Annotated in this window: 33 protein-coding genes; 27 read left to right on the top strand and 6 right to left on the bottom strand. The window is 66.1% G+C overall.

The window, feature by feature from the left end; all coding sequences use genetic code 11:
• Positions 1-90: 90 nt before the first annotated feature.
• The 6 genes from DFS13_RS37250 to DFS13_RS37225 form a co-directional block, all read right to left on the bottom strand.
• On the bottom strand, positions 91-333 hold the full coding sequence (locus tag DFS13_RS37250; protein ID WP_111442844.1) for a hypothetical protein: 243 nt from the start codon (positions 331-333) through the stop codon (positions 91-93).
• Between the two features lie 137 nt (positions 334-470).
• Positions 471-797: a hypothetical protein gene (locus tag DFS13_RS37245; RefSeq protein WP_089460703.1), complete on the bottom strand. Its 327-nt coding sequence runs from the start codon at positions 795-797 to the stop codon at positions 471-473.
• A 1-nt stretch (position 798) separates the two neighbouring features.
• Positions 799-1,014, bottom strand: coding sequence for a hypothetical protein (locus DFS13_RS37240; RefSeq protein ID WP_089460704.1), 216 nt, complete (start codon positions 1,012-1,014; stop codon positions 799-801).
• A 116-nt stretch (positions 1,015-1,130) separates the two neighbouring features.
• Positions 1,131-1,337, bottom strand: a complete 207-nt coding sequence (locus DFS13_RS37235) for a hypothetical protein (RefSeq protein ID WP_111442843.1) — start codon at positions 1,335-1,337, stop codon at positions 1,131-1,133.
• Between the two features lie 3 nt (positions 1,338-1,340).
• A complete protein-coding gene (locus DFS13_RS37230; protein ID WP_111442842.1) occupies positions 1,341-1,709 on the bottom strand; it encodes a Rap1a/Tai family immunity protein in 369 nt (122 codons plus the stop codon).
• Between the two features lie 3 nt (positions 1,710-1,712).
• Complete coding sequence (locus DFS13_RS37225; RefSeq protein WP_089460707.1) at positions 1,713-2,474, bottom strand: LexA family transcriptional regulator; 762 nt, start codon at positions 2,472-2,474, stop codon at positions 1,713-1,715.
• Positions 2,475-2,569: 95 nt separating this feature from the next.
• Here DFS13_RS37225 and DFS13_RS37220 point away from each other — a divergent pair, with 95 nt between their 5' ends.
• From DFS13_RS37220 to DFS13_RS37090, 27 genes are all read left to right on the top strand, one after another.
• Positions 2,570-2,794 (top strand): helix-turn-helix transcriptional regulator, encoded by a 225-nt coding sequence (locus DFS13_RS37220; RefSeq protein ID WP_089460708.1) that lies wholly within the window; start codon positions 2,570-2,572, stop codon positions 2,792-2,794.
• Positions 2,791-3,027 (top strand): hypothetical protein, encoded by a 237-nt coding sequence (locus DFS13_RS37215; RefSeq protein ID WP_089460709.1) that lies wholly within the window; start codon positions 2,791-2,793, stop codon positions 3,025-3,027. The genes DFS13_RS37220 and DFS13_RS37215 overlap by 4 nt, the downstream gene beginning before the upstream one ends.
• Positions 3,024-3,239 (top strand): hypothetical protein, encoded by a 216-nt coding sequence (locus DFS13_RS37210; protein ID WP_111442841.1) that lies wholly within the window; start codon positions 3,024-3,026, stop codon positions 3,237-3,239. The genes DFS13_RS37215 and DFS13_RS37210 overlap by 4 nt, the downstream gene beginning before the upstream one ends.
• On the top strand, positions 3,236-4,186 hold the full coding sequence (locus DFS13_RS41025) for a YdaU family protein (RefSeq protein WP_241308607.1): 951 nt from the start codon (positions 3,236-3,238) through the stop codon (positions 4,184-4,186). Before DFS13_RS37210 ends, DFS13_RS41025 begins: the two co-directional genes overlap by 4 nt.
• A 3-nt stretch (positions 4,187-4,189) precedes the next feature.
• On the top strand, positions 4,190-4,936 hold the full coding sequence (locus DFS13_RS37200) for a hypothetical protein (protein ID WP_111442840.1): 747 nt from the start codon (positions 4,190-4,192) through the stop codon (positions 4,934-4,936).
• Positions 4,933-5,226 carry a hypothetical protein gene (locus DFS13_RS37195; protein ID WP_134163162.1) on the top strand — a complete coding sequence of 98 codons (294 nt, stop codon included), beginning with the start codon at positions 4,933-4,935 and terminating at the stop codon, positions 5,224-5,226. The genes DFS13_RS37200 and DFS13_RS37195 overlap by 4 nt, the downstream gene beginning before the upstream one ends.
• Positions 5,216-5,365: a hypothetical protein gene (locus tag DFS13_RS40510; RefSeq protein ID WP_166677926.1), complete on the top strand. Its 150-nt coding sequence runs from the start codon at positions 5,216-5,218 to the stop codon at positions 5,363-5,365. The genes DFS13_RS37195 and DFS13_RS40510 overlap by 11 nt, the downstream gene beginning before the upstream one ends.
• Entirely contained in the window at positions 5,362-5,775 is a 414-nt protein-coding gene (locus DFS13_RS37190; RefSeq protein ID WP_111442838.1) for a hypothetical protein, read from the top strand. Before DFS13_RS40510 ends, DFS13_RS37190 begins: the two co-directional genes overlap by 4 nt.
• Positions 5,769-6,260, top strand: coding sequence for a hypothetical protein (locus tag DFS13_RS37185; RefSeq protein WP_111442837.1), 492 nt, complete (start codon positions 5,769-5,771; stop codon positions 6,258-6,260). Before DFS13_RS37190 ends, DFS13_RS37185 begins: the two co-directional genes overlap by 7 nt.
• A gap of 8 nt (positions 6,261-6,268) precedes the next feature.
• A complete protein-coding gene (locus DFS13_RS37180) occupies positions 6,269-6,490 on the top strand; it encodes a hypothetical protein (RefSeq protein ID WP_134163163.1) in 222 nt (73 codons plus the stop codon).
• Positions 6,490-6,750 (top strand): hypothetical protein, encoded by a 261-nt coding sequence (locus DFS13_RS37175; protein ID WP_111442835.1) that lies wholly within the window; start codon positions 6,490-6,492, stop codon positions 6,748-6,750. The genes DFS13_RS37180 and DFS13_RS37175 overlap by 1 nt, the downstream gene beginning before the upstream one ends.
• Positions 6,747-7,259 carry a hypothetical protein gene (locus tag DFS13_RS40075; protein WP_134163164.1) on the top strand — a complete coding sequence of 171 codons (513 nt, stop codon included), beginning with the start codon at positions 6,747-6,749 and terminating at the stop codon, positions 7,257-7,259. Before DFS13_RS37175 ends, DFS13_RS40075 begins: the two co-directional genes overlap by 4 nt.
• A gap of 3 nt (positions 7,260-7,262) precedes the next feature.
• Positions 7,263-7,526 (top strand): hypothetical protein, encoded by a 264-nt coding sequence (locus DFS13_RS37165; RefSeq protein WP_089460716.1) that lies wholly within the window; start codon positions 7,263-7,265, stop codon positions 7,524-7,526.
• A gap of 60 nt (positions 7,527-7,586) precedes the next feature.
• On the top strand, positions 7,587-8,096 hold the full coding sequence (locus tag DFS13_RS37160) for a hypothetical protein (protein WP_111442834.1): 510 nt from the start codon (positions 7,587-7,589) through the stop codon (positions 8,094-8,096).
• 11 nt (positions 8,097-8,107) lie between these two features.
• Positions 8,108-8,374, top strand: a complete 267-nt coding sequence (locus tag DFS13_RS37155) for a hypothetical protein (protein WP_111442833.1) — start codon at positions 8,108-8,110, stop codon at positions 8,372-8,374.
• A gap of 3 nt (positions 8,375-8,377) precedes the next feature.
• Positions 8,378-9,997, top strand: a complete 1,620-nt coding sequence (locus DFS13_RS37150; RefSeq protein WP_111442832.1) for a portal protein — start codon at positions 8,378-8,380, stop codon at positions 9,995-9,997.
• Positions 9,994-10,245, top strand: coding sequence for a hypothetical protein (locus DFS13_RS37145; RefSeq protein ID WP_089460720.1), 252 nt, complete (start codon positions 9,994-9,996; stop codon positions 10,243-10,245). The genes DFS13_RS37150 and DFS13_RS37145 overlap by 4 nt, the downstream gene beginning before the upstream one ends.
• 1 nt (position 10,246) lies before the next feature.
• On the top strand, positions 10,247-10,672 hold the full coding sequence (locus DFS13_RS41020) for a hypothetical protein (RefSeq protein ID WP_226287442.1): 426 nt from the start codon (positions 10,247-10,249) through the stop codon (positions 10,670-10,672).
• Between the two features lie 10 nt (positions 10,673-10,682).
• Complete coding sequence (locus DFS13_RS37135) at positions 10,683-11,594, top strand: hypothetical protein (RefSeq protein WP_111442831.1); 912 nt, start codon at positions 10,683-10,685, stop codon at positions 11,592-11,594.
• 244 nt (positions 11,595-11,838) lie between these two features.
• Complete coding sequence (locus DFS13_RS37130; RefSeq protein WP_111442830.1) at positions 11,839-12,726, top strand: phage capsid protein; 888 nt, start codon at positions 11,839-11,841, stop codon at positions 12,724-12,726.
• 66 nt (positions 12,727-12,792) lie between these two features.
• A complete protein-coding gene (locus tag DFS13_RS37125; protein ID WP_241308606.1) occupies positions 12,793-13,251 on the top strand; it encodes a hypothetical protein in 459 nt (152 codons plus the stop codon).
• Positions 13,252-13,327: 76 nt separating this feature from the next.
• A complete protein-coding gene (locus DFS13_RS37120; protein ID WP_111442828.1) occupies positions 13,328-13,930 on the top strand; it encodes a hypothetical protein in 603 nt (200 codons plus the stop codon).
• A 3-nt stretch (positions 13,931-13,933) separates the two neighbouring features.
• Positions 13,934-16,333, top strand: coding sequence for a hypothetical protein (locus DFS13_RS41015; protein WP_241308605.1), 2,400 nt, complete (start codon positions 13,934-13,936; stop codon positions 16,331-16,333).
• A gap of 2 nt (positions 16,334-16,335) precedes the next feature.
• Positions 16,336-16,788 (top strand): GNAT family N-acetyltransferase, encoded by a 453-nt coding sequence (locus DFS13_RS37105; RefSeq protein ID WP_181461639.1) that lies wholly within the window; start codon positions 16,336-16,338, stop codon positions 16,786-16,788.
• Positions 16,781-17,281, top strand: coding sequence for a hypothetical protein (locus DFS13_RS37100; RefSeq protein WP_134163165.1), 501 nt, complete (start codon positions 16,781-16,783; stop codon positions 17,279-17,281). The genes DFS13_RS37105 and DFS13_RS37100 overlap by 8 nt, the downstream gene beginning before the upstream one ends.
• A 12-nt stretch (positions 17,282-17,293) precedes the next feature.
• Complete coding sequence (locus tag DFS13_RS37095) at positions 17,294-19,390, top strand: hypothetical protein (protein ID WP_111442825.1); 2,097 nt, start codon at positions 17,294-17,296, stop codon at positions 19,388-19,390.
• A gap of 1 nt (position 19,391) precedes the next feature.
• Positions 19,392-21,722 carry a lytic transglycosylase domain-containing protein gene (locus DFS13_RS37090; RefSeq protein ID WP_111442824.1) on the top strand — a complete coding sequence of 777 codons (2,331 nt, stop codon included), beginning with the start codon at positions 19,392-19,394 and terminating at the stop codon, positions 21,720-21,722.

The following is a 21,722-nucleotide window of genomic DNA, read 5'->3' as shown; positions in this document are numbered from 1 at the left end:
GTTCGAGCGCTTGCGAATCACTGAACATCACCTTCGCCCAGATGCGCAGGCCGTTCGTTTCCCACGGCCCCGGCGTGTGCTTGATCTCGTTCATGCCGCACCTCGTGCGCGGAGCATGGCGTCAGCCATCACGTACGCGCGCTCGGCGATCTGCGGAACCATTAGGCCCCACGTGTCGGGTTGCGCGCACATGCCCTGCATCGCCTTCGCCGCGAAGTAGTCGCGGAGCGTCATGCCGTTCGCGCCTTGGTGCATCGTGTCGCCGTCATCGGCGATGTACGTCTTCGTGGTGGACGGAAACGCGGGGCCGCCCGTATGCTTCGTGGTATTCATATGGTCCCTCGGTGTGGTGCGCGGCTCAGCCGCGGTGGTGGTCGTCGCGATTCACGCGTGCGATTGCGCGCACGATCACGACAGCGGCGAGGATCAGCAGCGCAACGGCGCCGATCAGGAGGCGGGTGGTGGTCATGTCACTCACCGTCCGCGTAGAGATGGGCCATGCCGGCCGCCGCGGCGATCTCTTTCGCGAGATCAAGAAAGCCGGGCTGGATCGAACCGCAGAAGTGCGCGACGAAGATGCGCGCGCGCGTTTCGGCCGGCTCGTTTTCCAGCGCCTTCGCCGTACGGCGTGCAGCTGCAATCAGCTCTGCGACTGCGATCTCGGTGCCGCGGTCGCGCGCGGCTTCCATCGCTTCGGCAATAGCCTCATCGCGCGCGATCTCGTGGTCGACGCGATACTCGTGCAGGGCCGCGATGCGCCGCGGGGTGATTGTGGTGAGGGGTTGGTGGCGCAGCATTTCAGCCACCCACGCGTACGAACGAACCGGCAGCGAAAACCTCTCCCGTCGCGTCGAACAACTCACGGCACATCGCGTTCTGCATGCGCGCGCCGCTGTCGTCGAACGCGACGGCCAGACGTGCGCCGTTCGCCAAGATTCGCTGCTTCAGCTCGAACGCGAAGACGTCAGCAGCCGACGGCAGCGCGCGCGGGGTGATCGGGTGGTGGTGGAGCATGGTGGCCTCTCTAAAAGCGTTGCTTCTGGAGGCTATAGTAGCAGCGCTGCTTTTAATGTCAAGAGCATTGCTACTATTTGTGGGAAAAAGAAAGCCCGCGATTGCGGGCTATTGGGTCAGTCTTCGCCGTATTCGCCGCTCGGCAGCGGCAATCCATCAAACGCGAGATAGGTCGTGCTGCCGTAGAACAGCGCGAAAAAACAGATCAGGCCGATCCACCATCGCCCGGTCTTTCGGCCGATCCAGACGCTTGTGTAACCGGACGCGGCTATTAGGACCGCAAAGATTACGAACGAACCAATGTGGAAGGCGAGCGCACGCATCGGTCAGCTGCAGGGATAGTCGCGCGCGAGCGCCGCGCGCACCGCGAGCACGGCCGGCATCCGCTTCAGCTCCGGCCGCTCGTTGAGCATGCGGACGACGGACTGCTGCAGCTCGGGCCCCTTTGCTTTGCCCGATGCGCAGAGGTGGCGCGGTGCTTGATCTGGCTTCATGAGCCCCTTCATTTCGGCTGCCTGCAGCACGCCGTCATCATCGAGGACGCCGACGATATACATGGTCGCAGCCAGGTGCAGAGCACCGTCGTTGGACGACAGCCACTCCTGCAGCTTCGCGCCGGTCGTGATTTCGGCGTGTGCGCCGATCGTCGTCGCGAAAAGGAACGCGGCAGCGGCCGCCTTGTAGCGTGTGCGCATGGTCTACTCCAGTCCGCCCGATCCGCTGCGATCGCGCACGCGGCCGAGAATGGTTATGAACTGCGCCGCCTGCTCGGCGCTGATGGTTTCTTCTGGGTATTTCTTGTTGTCGCTCACCAGCACAAGCGACCCATCGTACTTCTTCAGAATGCGCTTCACGCGGAAGCCGTCGCCATACCGCAGAGCGTAGACCTTGCCGTCACGGATCGCGACGTCGGCGCAGTCGATCAGAACCGACTCGCCGTCGTATAGGTGCGGCTCCATGCTGTCGCCGACGATCTTCACGCGCCGCGCGTTCTCGGGCTTGATACCCATTTCTCGGAGGAACCGTAGAGAGTACGTATGCGGTTCGCTCTCTCGTTCGATTTCCCATTGGATATGGCCGTTGCCGGCCTCGCACTGGAGGTTGTATCGGGGAATTGCCACGTAGCCGTCGGGCGTCTCGGCGCCGCTTTCGATTGGAATGATGGGAGTGCCCGGCGACTCGTCGCTCGCGCGCACGAGGCTCGCGAGCGTCGGGCTGATGTCGGACGGCTTGACCCCAAGCACGCGGGCGAACGACAGCAGAGCCGGCAGATTCAGCGGGATAACGCCGCGCAGATACTGGCCCACGGCACCCTGAGACCCGATACCGGTCTCGCGTCCGAGCCATTCCTGCGTCGCACCTTCGTTGCGATCCTTGTACGCCAGCCACGCGGCCTTCAGCCGCGCTACATCCTGCAGTTCATTCGCCGTGAGTTCGCGGCGCTTGGGGTTCTTTTCCATGATCCGATTCTATTAGCGCGGCTACTTTTCTTACGGGACACTTGAAAAGCATCGCTTCTTAGTTACAATAGGAGCATTGCTACTACGGAGGCGCTATGCGACTCGATGCGTACATGCGCGAGCACAAGCTCACTCAGGGCGCGCTCGGCGCGATGCTCAACCCGCCTGTCAGCCAGTCCCAGGTCAGCCAGTGGTTCCGCGGCCGCACGAGCATCACGCTCGACCAGGCGCTGCAGATCCAGACCATTACCAACGGGCTCGTCACGCCGGCCGACTGCGCTCGCGTGAACGAACCCGAACCCGCCCAGGTGGCCGCATGAAAACCACGAAGGCGACCCGGGCCGAGTACCGGAACGAGGTCAAGACGCGCCTGCGCGACGCCGCGTACGAGGCATTGCAGACGTGGAAGGCTCTGCACGGCATCGATAGCGATTCGGCTGCGCTGGCGCGGCTCACCGAGCTGATGCTGTTCGGCGCAGTCGGAACTTTGCCGGCGCAGCTCGTGGCCGTCAGTGCCGGTGTGGGACAGATCGGCCCGCAGGTGCGCGCATGAGCGGCGACCGCGTAGAGCAGCCGGTGCTGCTGCCGCTGGCCGCAGCGGCTGACCTTGCGACGCAAGCGGCGAAGCAGGGCGTGTCGACGCCCGATTACCTCGGCTACCACGTGCTCAAGAGCGCATACGGCGTGATGCACCCGGCCGTGATCGAGTTCGAGACGCGGCCCAAAGCGGGACAGTCGGGGACGGATGACGAGGGCGCGCCATGAACTTCTACAAGCGCCACATCGGCGACTACCTGAAGGACACCGCGCACCTGTCGCTGCTCGAACACGGCGTCTACACGCGGCTGCTCGACGTGTACTACACGCGCGAGGCCGGGATTCCAGATGACCAGGCAGCGCGCCTGATCGGCGCCCGCGCGCGCGACGAGCTGTCCGCGCTGAAGGTCGTGCTCGGCGAGTTCTTCGAGCTTGTCGACGGGACATGGGTGCAGCAGCGCTGCGAGCGCGAGATTCACGCCGCAGGCGGCCAGCAGGAGGGCGATGGAGAAGCTCCGCGTTCCGGCAAGGCGATGCGCCAGAAGCAGTACCGCGAGCGGCGCAAGGCGATGTTCGACCGTCTCCGTGATCTCGGCGTGACGATGCGTTTCGACGCCTCGATGGACGAATTGCACGACGCACTGTTACGCGCAACTGAGACGTCACGCGTTACGCCTGAAGCGTCACGCGTTACGGATGGCATAACGGGCGTTACGCATAACGTTACGGCTACCAACAGCCAGACTCCAGAAACCATAAGCCAGAAACCACAGGGGGAACACAGCGCGCGTTATGCCGACACCCTCGCACGCGAGCGCGTGAAACCCGGCGAACTGTCCGCTGCGATGCGTGAGCACTCGATCGAGGCATCCCCGCACGACCCGCGCATCATCGCCGCCGCCGAGCGCGGCGTGACGCCGGAAACGATCCGCGCTGCATGCGTCGAGGCGAAAACCTCGAAGCCGAACGAGCGCATCCCGCCGGCCTACGTGCTGTCGATCGCGACGCGCTGGCATGCCGACGCTGCGCAACCGCCGCGGCCCGGCGGCGGCAACGCGCGACCCGCGCGCCAGAGCGCCGCCGAACAGCGCAACGCGATCAGCGACCGCAACGCCGAAGCGTGGTTGAACGGCCACGCCGAACCCGATCCCACCGTCATCGACATGGAGCCCTGACCCATGACCCCGAACGACAAACGCACCTTCGTCGACGCGCTGAAGCTCGCGCACAAGACCGCGCGCCAGCCGCTGCCCGAGCCCGACGTCATGGGCGTTTTCTGGAAGCAGCTCGAACCGTATCCGCTCGACGCGGTGCTGCGTGCGATCTCGTGCCACGTCGCGATGAGCGAGTTCGCGCCGACGCCCGCCGCGTTGCTGAAGCACCTGCCGCGCGAATCCGACGGCCGGCCCGACGCCAACGAGGCGTGGGCGATCGCGCTGCGCAGCCGCGACGAGCGCGACACCGTCGTGTGGACGCAGGAATGCGCCGAGGCATTCGCGATCGCGCTGCCCGTGCTCGAAGGCGGTGATGAGGTCGGCGCGCGCATGGCGTTCAAGGCCGCGTACGAACGCACCGTCGAGCGCGCCCGCGCGGAGTGCCGGCCGGCGCAGTGGATCACGTCGCTCGGCCACGATCCGGACCTGCGCGAAGCCGTCGTGACCGAGGCCGTGCGCTCTGGGCGCCTGGCTCTGACGCACGCGCAGGCGATCGTTCCGGCGCTCGCCGCGCCCGTCGATTCGTTCGATGCGAAGGTGGCCGAGAGCAACCTAGCTCGCCTGCGCGCGCTGGTCGGCGGCATCCCGAGCGCGCGCGAGAAGCTCGACCGTATCCGCGCAGCGCACGCCGCACGCGACGCCGCCGCAACGGCCGATGCGAAGGATCTCGCCGCCGCACGCGTCGCCGAATACCTCACGGCGCACGCATGAGCATGGACGGCGTGACCGGCGAAACCTGCGCGGCCCAGGGCTGCCCGATGCTCGGCTCGTTCGGCGTGTCCGGAAAGTGGTTCTGCTGCTGCCACTTCCGCGGCTCGTCGGCGAGCAGCATCGCCGTCACGTCCGTCCTCAACCAACACGCCGCGATCGTCGACCGCGTGAAGCTGCTGCGCCGCACTGGCGGCAGCTACGCCGACATCCTCGCGGCGGAGAACCAGCTGATCGAGCTGACGCGCGAGGTCGGCAAGCAGTACGAGATTGGAGCCCACGATGAGCAATGACCTGTTCAACATCCGGATCGGGATTTACCACTTCCGCCTTGAGCGCGGATTCCGCGCGCGTGTCTCGCGCAACGACTACCACCGCGGCTATCCCGATGGTTTCTTCCGCGTGTACACGGCGTTCGGGAGGACGCGATGAGCACGGTGCACACGAACGACGCGCACGCGTGCGCGCATTTGAGCGACGAGACGGTCGCTGCAGTCGCGGTTGCTTCTGCCGGAATTGCGAGACGCGAACGACTGGCGGGGCGTCAATTGTCGATCGAGGATTTCGCAGAGAACTGCATACGCGCTACGGTGCATGCGCTGAACGGGATGGGGGCATGCAAAGGTCATGGTGACTGGAAACCGATCGAGACTGCGCCTCTGGACGGCACGCCGATGCTTCTGTTCGCGCGCGCCCGGCTCGCGACAGCAAGCTCGATCGTGATCGGATGGTGGCTGCGTGATCTCGGTTGGATCGAGTGCGCATTCACGCCGAATCGCCCCGTAGGGCTTGTGCCGTCGCATTGGATGCCGCTGCCGACGTTTCCGGAGGGCGCATGCTGACCCTCGGAATCGACCCGGGCATTTCCGGCGCGCTCGCCGCGCTCGACCACAATGGCGCACTGCGCATCGCGGACATGCCGACGCGCAAGAAGCAGGGCACTGGCAAGGTGCGCAACGAGGTCGACCCGCATGTGCTGCAGCGCACGTTGCGCGACCTGATCCCCGCGAGCGACAGCGTGATCGTCGTCATGGAGGCGCTGAACACCTTCGCGGGCGGCTCCGTGCAGACCATGGCATCGCTCGAAGCGACGAAGGCCGTGATCATGACCGTGTGCGAGCTGACGGGCTACGCGGTCGAAGTCGTCGCGCCGCGCACGTGGCAGGGCTTCTATGGCATCAAGCGCACCGAGACCGAGGACACGAAGCGCCAAAGCCTGCGCATCGCGCGCGAGCTGTACGGGCAGGCGTTCTGCCCTCTGGCGAAACACGACGGCCGCGCTGACGCGATCCTGATCGCGCGGTGGGCGCAGCGTCATCTGACGTGAGGTGCGACATGATCGTCGACTTGTTCAGCCCTGCCATCGTCGCTGCCGTCACGGGCATTCTCGATACCCCGAGTCCGTTTCTGAGCCGTATTTCCGCCGAGCCATTCCTCGGCGCACGCGAGCCCTACGACATCGACTTGCCAGCTGACGCGGTGCGCGAGCTGCGCGCCGTGGTAGCCCTGCAGGCGCCCCTGAACGAGGCCGACAGCGACGGCGGGGAGTGCGACTGATGGCCGCTCGCCTCAACGCCTTCCACCTCGCCTGCAACCTGACGCGCGACCAGCTGTTCCGCGAATGGGTCGGCGGCTTCGTCAACGGCGAGCCGGTCACGGTCGATCAGGCTGCGCAGTTCATCCGCATCGTCTGCAAGGTCGAGTCGCGCCGCGAACTCGCGACCGACGCGCACGCGATCGATCGCTTTCACCACTTCCTGCGCCTGCCGTTCCTCGACTGGCGCGACAACCAGCAGCACCAACGGAGAGCAGCATGAGCGACATCAACGTAGCACCGAGCAGCACCGAAGCGGCCGAAATTGCCGCAGATTCGACGGGTAATTCGGCCGGCGGTAATTCGGCCGAAAACGCGGCTATTTCGTCCGCAGCTACGGAGGCTGGCGCGGCCGCAGTGGGGGAGTCGTTGCCCTCGACGAGTGCGGATTCCCAATCCTCGTCGGGTGACGACCCAAACGTCGCTGCGTCGCCTGCGGCCGGCCAATCCGCAAGCGACATTGCATCGTCTGCGCAGGATGCATCGCAAGGCGGCGACACCGCGGCGGCTGCCTTGCGCGCTGAACTCGATGCTGCAAATTCGCGGATCGCCGCGCTCCAGCAACAGGTGATGGACGAGCAGGAGCGCGTCATCAAGTGGCAGGGGCTGTACAACTCGGCCACGGAAGCGAAGCCGCACGCCGAGTCGATCCTGCAGAAGCTCGAAGCCGGCGAGGCTATCGTGCTCGGCGACCTGCAATCGCGCCTGCGCGCCTTCGTGGACGCCCTGTAACGCATGACCCGAGTCGAGCCCGCCCGCGCCGTCGATTGGTTCCGCGTCCTTGAGGATGTGCGGCGGGCCGACTTCACCCTCGCTGAGATCGCGCAGTACACGCAGATCCCGCGCACGACCCTGCTCGGCTATCGCAACCTCGGCGCCGAGCCGAAGCACTACGCGGGCGTCACGCTGCTGAAGCTATGGGCCCAGGTCACGGGAAACGCGCCCGACGACGCGCCCACCGTTCAGCGCATGCCGTCCGTATCCGAATCCCTGCGATAGACGGGAATCCGACACCCCGCGCGCCCGATACTCGCCTGCACCATCCATGGAGGTGCAGGAATGTCCACCAAACGAACCTACGCAACGCAGGTGCCCGGCGCGGCCGCAGTCATGCCGACCGACGACGGCCCCGCGCCCATCGTCGGTGCCGACACCGACGCGGTGCTGACCATCGCCGGCCGCGAAGTGCCGCTCGCCGAGATCGTGATCGGCGCATTCGAAACGAGCGGTATGTCGGCCGAGGAATGGGCTGCGGTCGATCCGCAGGTGCGCGACGACATGGTCGGCAAAAAGCGCAAGGAACTGGAGCAATCTCTCGCAGGTGCCGGCGAACTGCCGTCGCAGGAGACGGCGCGCAAGGCTGCTCTCGCCGCCGTCACCGCGCGCCGCGAGCAGCGCGAGGCAGTTGCAGCAGTTGCAGCAGGCATGGCCGCCACTGGCAAGCCGGCCGAGCGCAAGCTTCCGCACCGCGACGAGATCGACCCGATGGAAATCGCAGGCCCGGTGCTCACGCAGCAGGGCTGGATCGTTCCGTCGAAGCCGCGCGAACTGCCGCGCAACTTCAAGTAACGGGGGCGGACATGTGCGACATCCTCGGCGCTATCGGTAGCCTTTTCGGCGGCGGCAACCGCGGTTCCATCGTTCCCTCTGCCTCGACCACGACATCCGCATCGAATGCGGGCAGTACGGCTGACGCGCAGGCAGCGCAGGCCGCACAGGAACAGGCGGCGGCCGACAAGAAGCGGCGCGCGTCGCAGAGCCTTCTGTCGACCGGCGCAGGCACGGGCACCGGCGGCACCGGCTCGTCGTCCGTCCTCGCTTCCGCGAAATCCTCTCTCGGCCAGTAAGCCATGATCGACAGCCTCGGCGAAACCCTCGCGAAGCGTCTCGAAACCCTGAAGTCGAAGCGCCAGATCCACGAGCTGGTCTGGCGCAACTGCTTCATGCTCACCGATCCGGTGCGTGCATCCGGGCTCGACGGCCCGATGATGGACGCGAACCAGATCGCGCAGGCCGTGTCGCTGATCTTCGACTCGACGGCGACCGATGCGAAACGCACGCTGGAGGCGTCGATCATGTCCGGCATGACGCCTGCGAACTCGCTCTGGTTCACGATGACCGTGAATGGGGCCGATGACGACGGCGAGCGCTGGCTCGATGAGGCAAGCGAAGTGCTGTGGCAGAACATCCACAGCGCGAACTTCGACAGCGAGGCGGCCGACGGCATCGCCGACTGCATGGCCGGCTGGTTCGCGCTGTACGTCGACGAGAACCGCGACACCGGCGGCTTGTACTTCGAGCACTGGCCGATGGCCGGCGTGTACTGCGCAGCATCGAAGCAGGGCGGCCCGGTCGACATCGTGTTCCGCTGCTACCAGCTGACCGCCGAGCAGTGCGTGACCGACTTCAAGCAGCGCGGTGACTCGCTGCCGCCCGAGATCATCGACAAGGCGAAGACGAAGCCCGACGAGCTGATCGACCTGTGCCAGGCGATCTACCCGCGCGACGTGTACATCGTCGGTGCGCTGCGCGCGAAGAACATGCCGATCGCGTCGGTGACGTTCGCATGCAACCACAAGTACGTCATCCGCGAGTCGGGCTATCACGAAATGCCGGTCGTGGTCGCGCGCTGGAAGAAGATCCCGAACAGCGTCTACGGCGTCGGCCCGCTGCTCGACGCGCTGCCCGACATCCGCACGCTCAACGACATCGTCAAGCTCGAATACGCGAACCTCGACCTCGCCGTGTCGGGCATGTGGATCGCCGAGGACGACGGCGTGCTGAATCCGCGCACCGTGAAGGTCGGCCCGCGCAAGGTGATCGTCGCGAACAGCGTCGACAGCATGAAGCCGCTGCAGCCGTCATCGAACTTCCAGCTCGCCGAGACGCGCATCGAGAAACTGCAGGGGCAGATTCGCAAGACGCTGATGGCCGACCAGTTGCAGCCGCAGGACGGCCCGGCCATGACCGCGACCGAAGTGCATGTGCGCGTCGACCTGATCCGGCAACTGCTCGGTCCGATCTACGGCCGCCTGCAGGCCGAGTACCTGCAGCCGCTGATCGCGCGCTGCTTCGGCCTCGCATACCGGGCCGGCGTGTTCCCGCCGCCGCCGCCGTCGCTCGGCGGGCAGAACTTTGCGGTTCAGTACCAGTCGCCGCTGGCACGCGCACAGAAGCTGGAGGAAGTCTCCGCGATCGAGCGCCTGATGGGCGACCTGACCGTGATTGCGCAGGTCGACCAGAGCGCGATCGACAACGTCGACACCGACGAAGCCGTGCGCCAGACCGCGAAGAACCTCGGCGTGCCGGACGCGATCATGCGGCCGGTCAAGGACGTCGCCACGTTCCGCCAGAAGAAGCAGCAGGCCGCCGCGCAGCAAGCGCAGCAGCAGATGGGCATGGAAGTGCAGGGCGACGTCATGAAATCGATGGGTAGCGCGGCCGCCGGCCGCATGGTGGCGAACCAATGAAAGCGCAGATCGAAGGGGCACCCGTCGAGCAGCGCGCGACGCCGGACGACTATCGGGTCGTTTTCGAGAGCCCGGTCGGCGCGCTCGTGCTCGACGACCTCGTGCGGCGCTTCACCGGAGCCGTGTTCGTTTCCGGCGGCCAGGACGGCGAGCGCGAGACCACATTCCGCCTCGGCCGCCGCGAGACCGTCGAGCACATTTTGCGAATGATCAACCGCGCCAACGGCGCAGAACCCGAAGGAGAGTGACATGTCCGGCACCTCGCAACTTACCGGCAGCGGCTGGATCGCCTACGGCGCGCCGCGCACCGACGACAAACCGTACGGCGTGCCGTACTACAGCGGCAAGCCGCAAGATCAGGTCGGCGAGAACGGCGACGTGACGATCGATCCCGTGACGCTCGTCGTCTACAAGAAGACGGCGGGCGCATGGGCCGCGCTTGCGCCGAGCGGTGCCGTCACCGTGCAGAACTCGGCAGGCACGGTCACGCGCAACCTGACCGCGACGAACGGCGTGGTGACGCTGGCCGCCACCGATGCCATCGTCGCGAACGGCGTCACGATGACGCTGCAGAAGTCGGACGGCACGACGTCGTCCGGAAACGCAACCCTCAACAGCCCGGCCACCGCGATCGTATCGGCCGGTGCGCTCACCGCCGTGAAGGCCGCGGCATAACGGAGGTCTCATGTTCTTCAGGAAATTCGTGCTGATGGATGCTGCCGGCGGCGACGGCGGTAGCGCAGGCGGTGGTGCTGCTGCGGCCGGCGGCGAAGGTGGGGGCGGAGCATCAGCTTCCGGCGGCGGTTCAGCGCTTGCGGCCGGGGCCGGCGCTGGCGGCGAAGGAGCGGGTGCAGGAGCGGGCGCGGCTGGCGGTGCTTCCGCGGCCGGCGCAGGTGGCTTCGACTGGCTGCCCGAGAAATACCGCGTGAACGGCGCCGACGGCGCGCTCGATCTCACTGCGTCCGCGCAGAAGCTGGCCGGCGGCTACGGCGAGCTGTCGAAACGCATGGTCGACGGTGGCGCGCCGCCGGCCGCCGCCGCCGAGTACCAGGTGACGATTCCGGAACAGTTCAAGGATGCGGTCGGCGACCTGAATAACGACAAGCTGTTCACCGAGTTTCGCGCGGACATGCACGCGCTCGGGCTGTCGCAGAAACAGTTCGACGGCGTCATGGCGAAATACTTCTCGGTCGTCCCGGGTCTCGTGGCCGGCGGCCAGCAGTACAGCAGCGAATCGGCGACGGCGGACCTGCGCAAGACGTGGGGCGACGATGCGACGTTCCAGAAGAACGTGGGCCTCGCGTTCCGCGCAAGCAGCGCAGTCGCGAAGGCCGCGGACATGTCGTTCGACGATCTCGAAAAGGCTGGTCTCGCGAACAATCCTACGTTCATCCGGATCATGGCTGCGCTCGGCCCGGAGTTCGCCGAGGACGCGCCGACCAACGGCAGCGCGGGCGGCTTCATGTCCGAAGACGATGTGAAGAAGCTGATGATCTCCGAGGCGAACACGAACCCGAAACACCCGGACCACAAGGCGACGCGGGCGCGGATCGACGCGTTCTACAACCGCAAATATGGCAACACGCCGATCGTCTGACGACAAACTGCAGCAGACAACTTGCCCCGCTTCGGCGGGGCTTTTTTATGCGCGCTCGATTTGGTCGGGATTCCGACAGGCACGTCGGCCGAAGATGCAACGCATTCGGCCCGCGGTGGCGCGCGGAACACCCGATGAGCCCGGAAGCGCACGTTCGCCGACGTGAGCCCGTAACAGGCCCGCGACACGCGGAACACCCTGAAGGCGGAAAGACGACATCGAACCTTTTGGGAGTTCTCTCACCATGAGCACGAACAACGAAACGATCACCCAAGCCTTCGTGCAGCAGTTCGCCGACGGCTACATCATGGCCGCGCAGCAGAAGGAATCGCGGCTGCAGGCAACCGTCAGCAACTACGGCGACGTCACGGGCTCCAGCTTCACTGCGAACAACATGGGCGCGACCGAGGCAAACGACGTCACGTCGCGCCTGTCGGACACCGTCTGGAACGACAACCCGAACGACACGCGCGTCGCTCTCATGCAGGACAAAGACTGGTCGACTCCGATCGACAAGTACGACCTGCCGAAGCTGAAGGCGAACCCGCAGGGCACGTACATGCAGAACGGCCTGGCCGCGCTCAACCGCAAGAAGGACGCCGTGATCTACCAGTCGCTGATCGGCACGTCGATCACGCGCGCGGGGGAAGCGCTGCCGTACGGCTCGATCGCGCTGCCGTCCTCGCAGAAGATCCTCGACGGCGGCGTCGGCATGACGAAGGCGAAGCTGATCACGGCGAAGAAGCTGTTCCGCAAGAACGAGGCCGACGAGCAGAACGGCGAAGACCTGTACATGCTGTACGACGCCGAAATGCTGGAGGACATCCTGAGCGACACGACGCTCACGTCGGCCGACTTCATGGCTGTGCAGATGCTGCAGGACGGCAAGCTGTCGGGTCACTGGCTCGGCTTCACGTGGGTGCCGTACGAAGCACTCGCGACGAGCGGCACGGTGAAGACCACGTGCGCATACGCGAAGTCGTCGACGCAGTTCGGCATCGGCCTGAATCGCGACATCGACATCGGGCCGCGCCGCGACAAGCGCAACGCGATCCAGATCTACATCGGCGAATCGTACGGTGCCGTGCGCACCGACGAGAAGAAGGTCGTCACGATCGACTACCAGTTCTGAGCGTGATGTGATGGGCGGCGCCGAGCGCCGCTCCGCATCGATCTCGACACGAAACAGGAGCACATCATGGCAGAAACCAACTCGGTACAGATGGCGAAGGTGCTCGGCGCGCCGAACGCGAAGCTGCAGCCGAACGAAACCGGCGGCCGATCGCGGATCATGTTCGGACAGGTCACGTCCATCGCGGGCGCGATCAATGACACGATCTACTTCGGTCGCATTCCGGGCGGCTCGCGCATCACGGGCGTGACGATAAACAACGCGGCGGGCACGGCATCGTCCACGCTGGCGATCGGCGTGCGCAAGACGAGCGACAAGTCGGGTGCGGTGCCGGCCGGTCTGTCGGCGGCGACCGCGATCAACGCGGCGCAGGGCGTGTCGGCGCTGACCGGCTCGCTCGTGAACGCAGGTCAGACGTACGTGACGCCGTACGAGAGCGACGTCTACGGCACGATCGCGGGCGCCGCGACGCCGGCGTCGCCGGGTCAGCTGATCTCGGTCACGGTTCACTACGTGAACGACTGATCCGCGCCATTCCCGGCGCGGCGTAGGAAGTATGCCGGGGGCGCTTGCTCCCGGCTTTTTTGTTTGAGGACCGACCATGACCAGCAGCATTTCGATCTGCTCGAACGCACTGCTTCAACTCGGCGACCAGCCGATTGCCTCGTTCAATGAACCGACGCGCCGTGCGATGGTGTGCTCGAACCTCTATCCGGAAGTGCGCGACGCGATGCTGCGCGCGCACCCGTGGAACTCGTGCACGAAGCGTATTGTGCTCGCGCCGCTTGTCGACGCCCCCGCGTTCGATTACCCGTACCAGTTCCAACTGCCTACCGACTGGCTCAAAACGATCCAAGTCGGCAGTGCGCGCTGCCCGCTGAATTTCACGGCCGAAGGGCAGCGCATCCTCGCATTCGTACAGGCGCTGCCGCTGGTCTACATCTTCCGCAACGAGATCGAAACGACGTGGGAATCGACGCTCGTTGACGTGATGACGGCCGCGATGAAAATGCGTCTGGCGTATCCGATCACGCAGTCGGCCGCGATGGCCCAGACGGCGGCGGCCGAGTTCACCACGTTGCTGAAGCAGGCCAAGGCAATCAACGGGCAGGACGACGATACCGAGACGATCGGCGATTTCCCACTGCTGGAGTCGCGTCTGTCGAGCTACACGACTGCGCCTGGTCGCGCACCGGGGCGGTAAGCCATGGCGAAAGTCACTACGATCCAGTCGAATTTCAACGCGGGCGAGCTGTCGCCTCCGCTCGAAGGGCACATCGACCTCGACCGATACGCGAACGGCGTGAAGACGATGCTGAACGCTGTTCCACAAATCGAAGGTGGCGCGCGTCGACGTCCTGGACTGCGGCAGATGGCAGCCACGAAAACGACGGGTGCGACGCGGCTCGTTCCTTTCGTGTTCAGCAAATCGCAGGCGTACTTCGTCGAGCTTGGTGCATCCTACGCGCGCTTCTATTCGGTCGACGGACAGATCCAGCAGGCTGGCACGCCGATCGAAATCGCGACGCCGTGGACCGCCGACAAGCTTTTCGAACTGGAATACGCGCAGGGCAGCGACACGATGTTCGTCGCGCACCCGTCCATGCCGATGAAGCGGCTCGTGCGCATCCTGCAGACCGCATGGACGATCAGCGACGCGCCCTTCGATCCGGGCCCGATCGACGAGATCGGCATACGGCCGCCGACGTCGATCACGCTTTCGGCGACATCGCCTGGAGCAGCAACTGCAACGACGAGCGCTGATGCATTCCTGCATGGTGACGTCGGCCGCAATATCATCGCAGGCTCGGGCGTCGCCGAGATTACGAGCGTTGCTAGCGGAACGAGCGTAACGGTGACGATCACGAGCGCATTTACGTCGGGATCCTTCGGCGCGAACACATGGAAGATCGATAGTTCGCCGCAAGTTCCGGTCACGCCGAGTAACTCGAAACCTGTCGATGGGGCTGTTACGCTGGTGGCTGATGGACCATCGATCGGTATTCGGACTGTCTCTCAGACCGGCACGACGATAACCGTCGAGAGTGTCGATCCGCACGGCCTGTCGGTAGGGCAAGAGATCGTGCTGTCTGGATTCGAGTCTGCCGGACTCGATGGTTTGTATCGTGTCGCGACTGTTCCCGACGCGACCCATATCACCTTCAACTTCTCAGGCACGCTGCTCGAAGGCAGTGCGCTCGGTGCGATGTATCTGCACGGCGCCGGTGAAGCATGGAGAACGACCGACGTCGGATCGTATGTCTCGATCAATGGCGGCTTGGTTGAGCTGACGGAAGTGGTCAATCCGTCGAAGGCGTACGGACGAATCGTCCGATTGCTGTCAGGTACGATCACCGCGCCTCCGAATGGCTGGTCACTGAAATCGTTCATGTGGAACCCGGTAGACGGCTATCCGTGTGCGGTGAGCCTCTACCAGCAGCGTCTGTACTCTGCCGGATCCAGCGGCTTCCCTGAGCGTATCTGGGCCAGCGGCATCGGCCTCTACTACGATTACACGCCGGGCACGAACGACAGCGACGGCTTCTCGTACGACGTCGCGTCCGACCAGGTGAACCAGATAATGCACCTGGCGTCATCGCGCATCCTGACGGTGCTGACGCAGGGCGAGGAATTCACAGTCGACGGCGGCTCGGCCGGCGCCATCACGCCGACGAACATCAACGTGCGCAGCCAGTCGATATACGGGAGCGCGCGCCCGCGCCCCGTGCGTGTGGGCAACGAGCTGATCTTCCCGCAGCGCGCCGCGAAGAAACTCCGCTCGATGGCGTATGACTTCAACACCGATTCGTTCCGCTCGCAGAATCTCACGCGTCTCGCCGCGCACATCACCGAATCCGGTGTCGTCGACCTCGCGTTTCAGGCAGAGCCGACGCCTATCGTCTGGATGGTGCGCGCCGACGGCGTGCTCGTTTCGATGACCTATGATCGAGACGAGAACGTGTGCGGCTTCGCCCGGCACACGACGGATGGCCTGTTCAAGTCGGTCTGCTGCATCCCGGGCGATGACGGCGACGTGCTGTTCGCGGTCGTGCAGCGCACGGTGAACGGCTCCTCCGTGCAATACGTTGAGCGTCTTGACCCGACCGTGCAGACCGACGCTGCGATCGTCGGCACGAGCGACGCGGGTGGTGCTGTCTGGACGGGCCTCGGTGCGCTGGAGGGCAAGACGTGCGACGTGAAGGCCGACGGCGTCTACATGGGGCAGTTCACCGTTGCGAGCGGCCAGGTGACGCTGCCGCGGCCGGCGAAGAAATTCGAGATCGGTTTGCATTACGACAGCACGATCGTGGCGCTGACGCCGAACCTGTCCGGCGGCCTCGGCACGTCGCAGGGCAACCAGCAGCGCACGGGCCGCGTGATCTTGCGCGTGCTCAACACGATCCGATGCCTGGTCAACGGCCAGATCATCCCTTTCCGCGAGTTCGGCGAGAACGTGCTCAACAAGCCGCCTGAGCCATTCACGGGCGACAAGGACATCACCGAATTCGGATGGGATTCGTCGTCCGAAATCACCATCACGCAGGACCAGCCGTACGACTGGTACGTGCTCGCGCTCCTGCGTCAGTTCACCGTCAACACGGGCTGACCATGATCCGCAACGCTACCCCTGACGATGTGCCCGCGCTGGTCGAACTCGGCGCGCTGATGGCCGCCGAGTCGCCGCGCTACCGGCGTTACCGCTTCTCCGCGCCGAAGCTTGTTGCGCTGTTCGAGCGGCTGATTGCGAGCGATGACGGCTTCCTGATGATGGCCGAGCGAGACGGCAGACCGATCGCCGTCATGGCCGCGATGGTCATGGAGCACTGGATGTCCGAGGACAGGATCGCGTGCGACTTCGGCCTGTTCATCGATCCGGCGCACCGAGGCGGGATGCTTGCCGCGCGCTTCGTGCGCACCTATCGCGCGTGGGCGTGCGAGCGCGGCGCGATCGACACGTTCCTCGGCATTTCCACTGGCGTGCACGTCGAGCAGACGGCACGCTTCTACAAAACGCTCGGTCTCATCGAGGCCGTCATCACTTTCGAGGTTCCGCATGTGTGACCCGATTTCGATCATGGGGGCCGTGACCACTGGCGCGAAGGCACTCCCGGCCGTCGCGTCCGTGCTGACGTCCGCAAGCGGCGCGGCGCAGCAGGGCACGGCTGCCGAACAGGCCGCGCAGTTCAGCGCGCAGCAGCAGCTGATGCAGGCTGACCAGACGCAGGCCGCCGGCTACCAGCAGGCGAAGCGCATCCGCGAGCAGGGACAGACGACGACCGGGCAGGCGACGGCCGCGCTCGCCGCGTCGGGCGTGAACGTCGGCACCGGCACCTCGAACGACGTGCGCGAGCGCATCGGCCAGAACACCGAGACTGACGCGCTGAACACGATCCTGAGCGCCGACACGAAGGCGCAGGCGATGCGCGGGCAGGCGCAGATGACGCTGGCGGCCGGCCAACAGCAGCAGCGTGCTGGAAACATGGGGGCGCTCGGGTCGGTGCTGTCGGGTGCGTCGAAGTTCATCACCGGCTGGAAGTCGCTCGCCAGCTCGTAATCCGGAGGACACATGGCACGAATCCCACTCGGCGATCCGGCAAGCGCGGTTGCGCAGCCCGCGCCGGCGGTCCAGGCTGACCCGAACGCGTTCGGCGCGGCTACCGGCCGCGCACTGCAGGGCATCGGCGATGCCGGCACGCAGATCGCGGCCGGCCTGTTCCAGCAGAAACAGAAGCTCGACGAAGACCTCGCGCGCACCAACGCGGCTGTCGCCTACCAGTCGCACGCGACGAATGTGCAGTCGGCGATGAAGACGGCCGGTGAGCAGCTGGCAAGCGGTGCGATCGATCAGCCGACTTACCAGCAGCAGGTGGCCGACGCGCAGAAGCAGTCGTTCGAGTCGACGATCGGCGCGCTGCCGGGCGGCCACTACAAAAACATCGCGACGACGCAGTCGGCCGGCCTCGATCGCACGGTCGCGCTCGGCATGCAGGAGGCGCTGACGAAGAACACGCAGCAGCTCATCGCGACGAACGCGGCGACGCTGCTCGACACCGCCGGCAAGAGCATCGCGACGAATCCGGCCAGCATCGACGGGACAGTCGCGAGCACGAAGCAGGCGTATCTGAGCGCGGCGGCCGCAGCCGGTATTCCGCAGCCGCGTGCGATGCAAGTAGCGCAGGACTGGCAGGACACACAGTACGCGGCGCATGCGCAGTCGGCGGCGATCGCAGCGCGCGGCACGGGCGACCTCGCCGCGCTCACGCAGTTGGAGAAGGATCTGACGTCGCCGGACGGCTACTACGCGGGCAAGCTCGACGCGGGCAAGCGCAATCAGGTGCTCGCGTCTGTCGTGTCGAACCGGTTGTCGCTGGAGAACCAGATGAACAGTGAGCAGCAGGCGCGCGAGCGTAACGCGGTTACGGCAGTGAATCAGGGAACCGACCTGATGTCGCAGGGCAAGCGATTTACTCCGGAGTACACACAGCAGCTGATTGCGGACACGCGCGGTACGTCGCTCGAATCTCAGGCGCAGCAGCTGATCGTGCGCGCGGCAGCCGGCGCCGGTTTCTCGACGCTTTCGGTGCCGCAGATGCGCGCAGCAGTGCAGGCCAACGAGGCAAAGCAAAATCAGGCGGGTACTGATCCGATCGAAGCTGCTGCCATCAAGCAGCAGAAGCAGATCCTGACGGCATCTGACGAAGCTTACAAGCGCGACCCATGGAATGCGGCGCTGGAGCGCGGTGCGATTGCCGGCGTGCCCGCGATCGACACGTCTGGCATCACGCAGCTCGCGTCGTCGCTCGCGGCGCGCGCTCAGCTCGCGCCAGTCGTCGAGGACAAGGCTGGCCGCCGCGTGTCGCTGTTGACGCCTGACGAAGCGCGCAGCGTGCTCCAGACTGTCGACGCGCTGCCGACGAACACGAAGGCGCAGGCGCTCGCGATGCTCGGTCGCTCGATGGGGAACGCCGCGCGCATCAACGACCTGGCTGAGCAGTGGAAGGACAAGAGCCCGGCGGCGGCGCTCGCGATGAAGGCCGGTGCGGCCGATCCGTCGGGCGGCCCGCTGATGATGCAGAGCGGTATGCCCGTTGCGCAGTACATCCTGGACGGACAGGACGCACTGTCGAACAAGCTCGTGAAGGTGGATGCAGCGGCCGCGACCGGATTGGAGGCCACGATCGCGAAGCAGATCGGCGACGCGCTGCCGCCGCAGCAGCTCGGCGATGCGCGCGAGACCGCGTACTTCGCGGCGGTCGCGAGCGCGCGGAAGAACGGCCGCGACGTGCCGAACTCGACCGACATCCTGACCGGCGTCAACGTGGCGACCGGCGGCCTGTCGAAGACTGGCGGCGTCGATCCTCGCGGCGACCGGTACATGGCCGCGAAGCCGTGGGGATGGTCCGATGACGATTTCGACGGCGGCGTCAAGGCGGCCTCGGTCTCGAACATCGAGAACCAGCCTGGCGGCCGGCTGGTCGACAGCGTCATCGCGAACGGCACGAAAATTCCCGTCGACCAGTTCATGCAGCAGTTCGCGAGCTACCGCCTGCAGCGGGTCGGCATCGGCGGCACCTACACGGTGCTGACCGGCGCGCGGCCCGTGACCGACGCGAGCGGCGCACCGCTGCTCATCCACCTGACGAAGCCCGTACCGAAGCGCTGACATGCCAATCGATCCCCTCTACGAAGACACGACGAGCGCCTACCTGACCGGGCAGGGCAACGTGCAACTGCCGCCCGAACCGAAGCCGCAGTCGTCGACAGGGCTTGGCTCGGTCGGGCTGGCGGTCAGCCTCGGCGCCGTGCAGGGTGCAGCGCGCCTCGCGGGCGCCGCAGCGGACCTGACGTCCGGCGCGAGCCAGATCCTGACCGACCCGAGCGAATCGCTGCTCAATCCACAGATGCAGGAGGAAACCGACCGGCGCCTCGGCGAGACCTTCAGGAAACAGCGCGAGGGCACGCTATTCACGTCGGCCGCAGGGCAGCGACTGTACAGCCTGTCCGACATGCTGCGGCCCGACCCGAACAACACGACGACCACGGACCAGACCGTGCAAGGCGCCGTCAGCGGCCTGACCCAGATTGTGCCGGCCGCAGTCCTCGGAGGTCCCGTGGCCGGCGCGGCGGTGGGTGGCACGTCGATCGGCCTTGGCCGCGCGGAGGAACTGAAGCGCGAAGGCGTCGATGTCGGCACGCGGTCTGCCGCTGGTGCAGTCGAGGGTGCGCTCGGCGCGGCCGGCGCCTTGCTGCCCGCCGGTGGATCGACGATCGCGCGCACGCTCGGGCTCGTCGCGGTCGGCGGTCCCGGTATGGCCGTAGCTCAGGCGACTGCGGAGAAGTCGATTCTGAAGAATGCCGGCTACGATCACCTGGCCGACCAGATCGATCCGCTCGACCCGACGAATCTCGCGGCCTCGACGCTGATGGCCGGCTTCTTTGGGGGTGTGCACGCGGGCGGAATGGCCGCTGCGGGACGAGCCGCACGCAACGCTGACCCGGCCACGCCGCTACCGACGCTCGACGTCGCCGTGCGCAAGCAGTTGCCGTACGATTCTCCCAATATTTCGTCCTACATCACGACCGCCGCGCAGCGCGAGGGCGTGCCGCCCAGTCTCATGCTGGCGCTGATCCACGCGGGCGAGAAATCGAACTCGAATCAGGTTTCGCCGAAGGGCGCGGCGGGCGTCGCGCAGATGATGCCGGACAACCTGAAGAAGTTCGGCGTGACCGACCCGAAAGACCCGCTGCAGTCGATCGACGGCATGGCGCGCTACCTGAAGGCGACGCAGGACCAGTACGACGGCAACGTGCAGGCGATGATCGCCGACTACAACGGCGGCCCGCGGCAGGCTGCTGCAGTGTTGCGCGGTGAGCGGCCGCCGGCCGCCGAGACGGCCGCGTACATGGATCGCGTGAACGATTACCTGACGAACCGCGTCGGCGACGATCTTCGCTTCAACCCATCGCCGCAGGAGGTCGACGCCGCGCTGATGGCACGAGGGCAGCGCATCGTCGACGACGCATACGTGTTCGGCACGCCGGACGACGTGAACGGCATGGCCGCGCATCAGGACGCATTCGAACTCGCCGCGCGCCAGATGGACGACGGCGGCTATCCGGACGTCTCGCGGTACTTCACGCCGGACGACGTCACGCGCGCGAACGCGCTCGAAGGGCTGATCGCTGACGCCGAGTCGTACCGCGGCGATGTGGCGTCGACTGCGGCCAATCTGGCCGATCCCGGCGCGGTGGCACAGGCGCGCGCCGAACTCGACCAGCTGCGCGCGAACGCGCCGGACACGTCGCCTGAAAGCGTGAAGGAACTAACGCGCCAGCTGCAGGACCAGGGCGCAAAGTACAAGGCAGCGGCCGCCGAGGCGCAGCGCCGCATCGACGCCGCGCAGGCCGACCACGAGGCGCAGGTCGCGCGGCTGGAAGGGATGATCCGGCAGAACGCTGAAGCGCAGCGTGCGAGCGACCAGCTGCCGACGCTCGACTCTCAGATCGAGCAGATGCGCACCGCGCGCGCCGGCATCGACGTGCCGGCCACGCGTCGCACGCAAATCGCCGATTTCGTGTCGAGTCTCGCGCGTGCGCAGCGCGAGGCAGACCGCGCGCCGGCCGTGCGCCGCGCCGAGGCTGCGCAGCGCGGCGCCGACGTGACAGCTTCCGCTGCCGAGCAGACGCCCAGCATCGCGAGCGCCGTGGCCGCCGCGCGTGCGCCGTCGAGCGCTGACGTTCTGGCCGCTGCGGTGCGCGACCTGACCGGCGCGGGCGAGCCCGCCGCGCGGCCGACGTCCGCCGTCGAGTCGAACCTGCGCGAAGCCGCGGCGGCGACGCCCGATACACAGGTCGAATTCGACGCCACGGCCGGCGAGTTCCGCGGCTCGCTGCGCGACGCACTCGACACGATCGACGCTGAGCACGCCGCCACTATCGCGGACTCCAAGCTGTTCGAGGTTGCCGCGAACTGCTTCATTTCCACCATGAGGTAA

The sequence above is a fragment of the Burkholderia sp. 28_3 genome (assembly GCF_003253915.1).
Classification (GTDB): domain Bacteria; phylum Pseudomonadota; class Gammaproteobacteria; order Burkholderiales; family Burkholderiaceae; genus Burkholderia; species Burkholderia cenocepacia.
The sequence above is the reverse complement of the archived record's forward strand: the minus strand, read 5'-3'. Positions and strand labels throughout refer to the sequence as shown.

Coding starts and splice junctions, on each gene's coding strand:
- DFS13_RS37105 (WP_181461639.1), top strand. CDS start 16,336: ATGATCCGCAACGCTACCCCTGACGATGTGCCCGCGCTGGTCGAACTC.
- DFS13_RS37130 (WP_111442830.1), top strand. CDS start 11,839: ATGAGCACGAACAACGAAACGATCACCCAAGCCTTCGTGCAGCAGTTC.
- DFS13_RS40075 (WP_134163164.1), top strand. CDS start 6,747: ATGAGCGACATCAACGTAGCACCGAGCAGCACCGAAGCGGCCGAAATT.
- DFS13_RS37190 (WP_111442838.1), top strand. CDS start 5,362: ATGAGCACGGTGCACACGAACGACGCGCACGCGTGCGCGCATTTGAGC.
- DFS13_RS37150 (WP_111442832.1), top strand. CDS start 8,378: ATGATCGACAGCCTCGGCGAAACCCTCGCGAAGCGTCTCGAAACCCTG.
- DFS13_RS37100 (WP_134163165.1), top strand. CDS start 16,781: ATGTGTGACCCGATTTCGATCATGGGGGCCGTGACCACTGGCGCGAAG.
- DFS13_RS37230 (WP_111442842.1), bottom strand. CDS start 1,709: ATGCGCACACGCTACAAGGCGGCCGCTGCCGCGTTCCTTTTCGCGACG.
- DFS13_RS40510 (WP_166677926.1), top strand. CDS start 5,216: ATGAGCAATGACCTGTTCAACATCCGGATCGGGATTTACCACTTCCGC.
- DFS13_RS41020 (WP_226287442.1), top strand. CDS start 10,247: ATGTCCGGCACCTCGCAACTTACCGGCAGCGGCTGGATCGCCTACGGC.
- DFS13_RS37160 (WP_111442834.1), top strand. CDS start 7,587: ATGTCCACCAAACGAACCTACGCAACGCAGGTGCCCGGCGCGGCCGCA.
- DFS13_RS37090 (WP_111442824.1), top strand. CDS start 19,392: ATGCCAATCGATCCCCTCTACGAAGACACGACGAGCGCCTACCTGACC.
- DFS13_RS37175 (WP_111442835.1), top strand. CDS start 6,490: ATGGCCGCTCGCCTCAACGCCTTCCACCTCGCCTGCAACCTGACGCGC.
- DFS13_RS37200 (WP_111442840.1), top strand. CDS start 4,190: ATGACCCCGAACGACAAACGCACCTTCGTCGACGCGCTGAAGCTCGCG.
- DFS13_RS37240 (WP_089460704.1), bottom strand. CDS start 1,014: ATGCTCCACCACCACCCGATCACCCCGCGCGCGCTGCCGTCGGCTGCT.
- DFS13_RS37195 (WP_134163162.1), top strand. CDS start 4,933: ATGAGCATGGACGGCGTGACCGGCGAAACCTGCGCGGCCCAGGGCTGC.
- DFS13_RS37180 (WP_134163163.1), top strand. CDS start 6,269: ATGATCGTCGACTTGTTCAGCCCTGCCATCGTCGCTGCCGTCACGGGC.
- DFS13_RS37125 (WP_241308606.1), top strand. CDS start 12,793: ATGGCAGAAACCAACTCGGTACAGATGGCGAAGGTGCTCGGCGCGCCG.
- DFS13_RS37185 (WP_111442837.1), top strand. CDS start 5,769: ATGCTGACCCTCGGAATCGACCCGGGCATTTCCGGCGCGCTCGCCGCG.
- DFS13_RS37215 (WP_089460709.1), top strand. CDS start 2,791: ATGAAAACCACGAAGGCGACCCGGGCCGAGTACCGGAACGAGGTCAAG.
- DFS13_RS37135 (WP_111442831.1), top strand. CDS start 10,683: ATGTTCTTCAGGAAATTCGTGCTGATGGATGCTGCCGGCGGCGACGGC.
- DFS13_RS37225 (WP_089460707.1), bottom strand. CDS start 2,474: ATGGAAAAGAACCCCAAGCGCCGCGAACTCACGGCGAATGAACTGCAG.
- DFS13_RS37095 (WP_111442825.1), top strand. CDS start 17,294: ATGGCACGAATCCCACTCGGCGATCCGGCAAGCGCGGTTGCGCAGCCC.
- DFS13_RS37145 (WP_089460720.1), top strand. CDS start 9,994: ATGAAAGCGCAGATCGAAGGGGCACCCGTCGAGCAGCGCGCGACGCCG.
- DFS13_RS37220 (WP_089460708.1), top strand. CDS start 2,570: ATGCGACTCGATGCGTACATGCGCGAGCACAAGCTCACTCAGGGCGCG.
- DFS13_RS41025 (WP_241308607.1), top strand. CDS start 3,236: ATGAACTTCTACAAGCGCCACATCGGCGACTACCTGAAGGACACCGCG.
- DFS13_RS37250 (WP_111442844.1), bottom strand. CDS start 333: ATGAATACCACGAAGCATACGGGCGGCCCCGCGTTTCCGTCCACCACG.
- DFS13_RS37210 (WP_111442841.1), top strand. CDS start 3,024: ATGAGCGGCGACCGCGTAGAGCAGCCGGTGCTGCTGCCGCTGGCCGCA.
- DFS13_RS37235 (WP_111442843.1), bottom strand. CDS start 1,337: ATGCGTGCGCTCGCCTTCCACATTGGTTCGTTCGTAATCTTTGCGGTC.
- DFS13_RS37155 (WP_111442833.1), top strand. CDS start 8,108: ATGTGCGACATCCTCGGCGCTATCGGTAGCCTTTTCGGCGGCGGCAAC.
- DFS13_RS37165 (WP_089460716.1), top strand. CDS start 7,263: ATGACCCGAGTCGAGCCCGCCCGCGCCGTCGATTGGTTCCGCGTCCTT.
- DFS13_RS37120 (WP_111442828.1), top strand. CDS start 13,328: ATGACCAGCAGCATTTCGATCTGCTCGAACGCACTGCTTCAACTCGGC.
- DFS13_RS41015 (WP_241308605.1), top strand. CDS start 13,934: ATGGCGAAAGTCACTACGATCCAGTCGAATTTCAACGCGGGCGAGCTG.
- DFS13_RS37245 (WP_089460703.1), bottom strand. CDS start 797: ATGCTGCGCCACCAACCCCTCACCACAATCACCCCGCGGCGCATCGCG.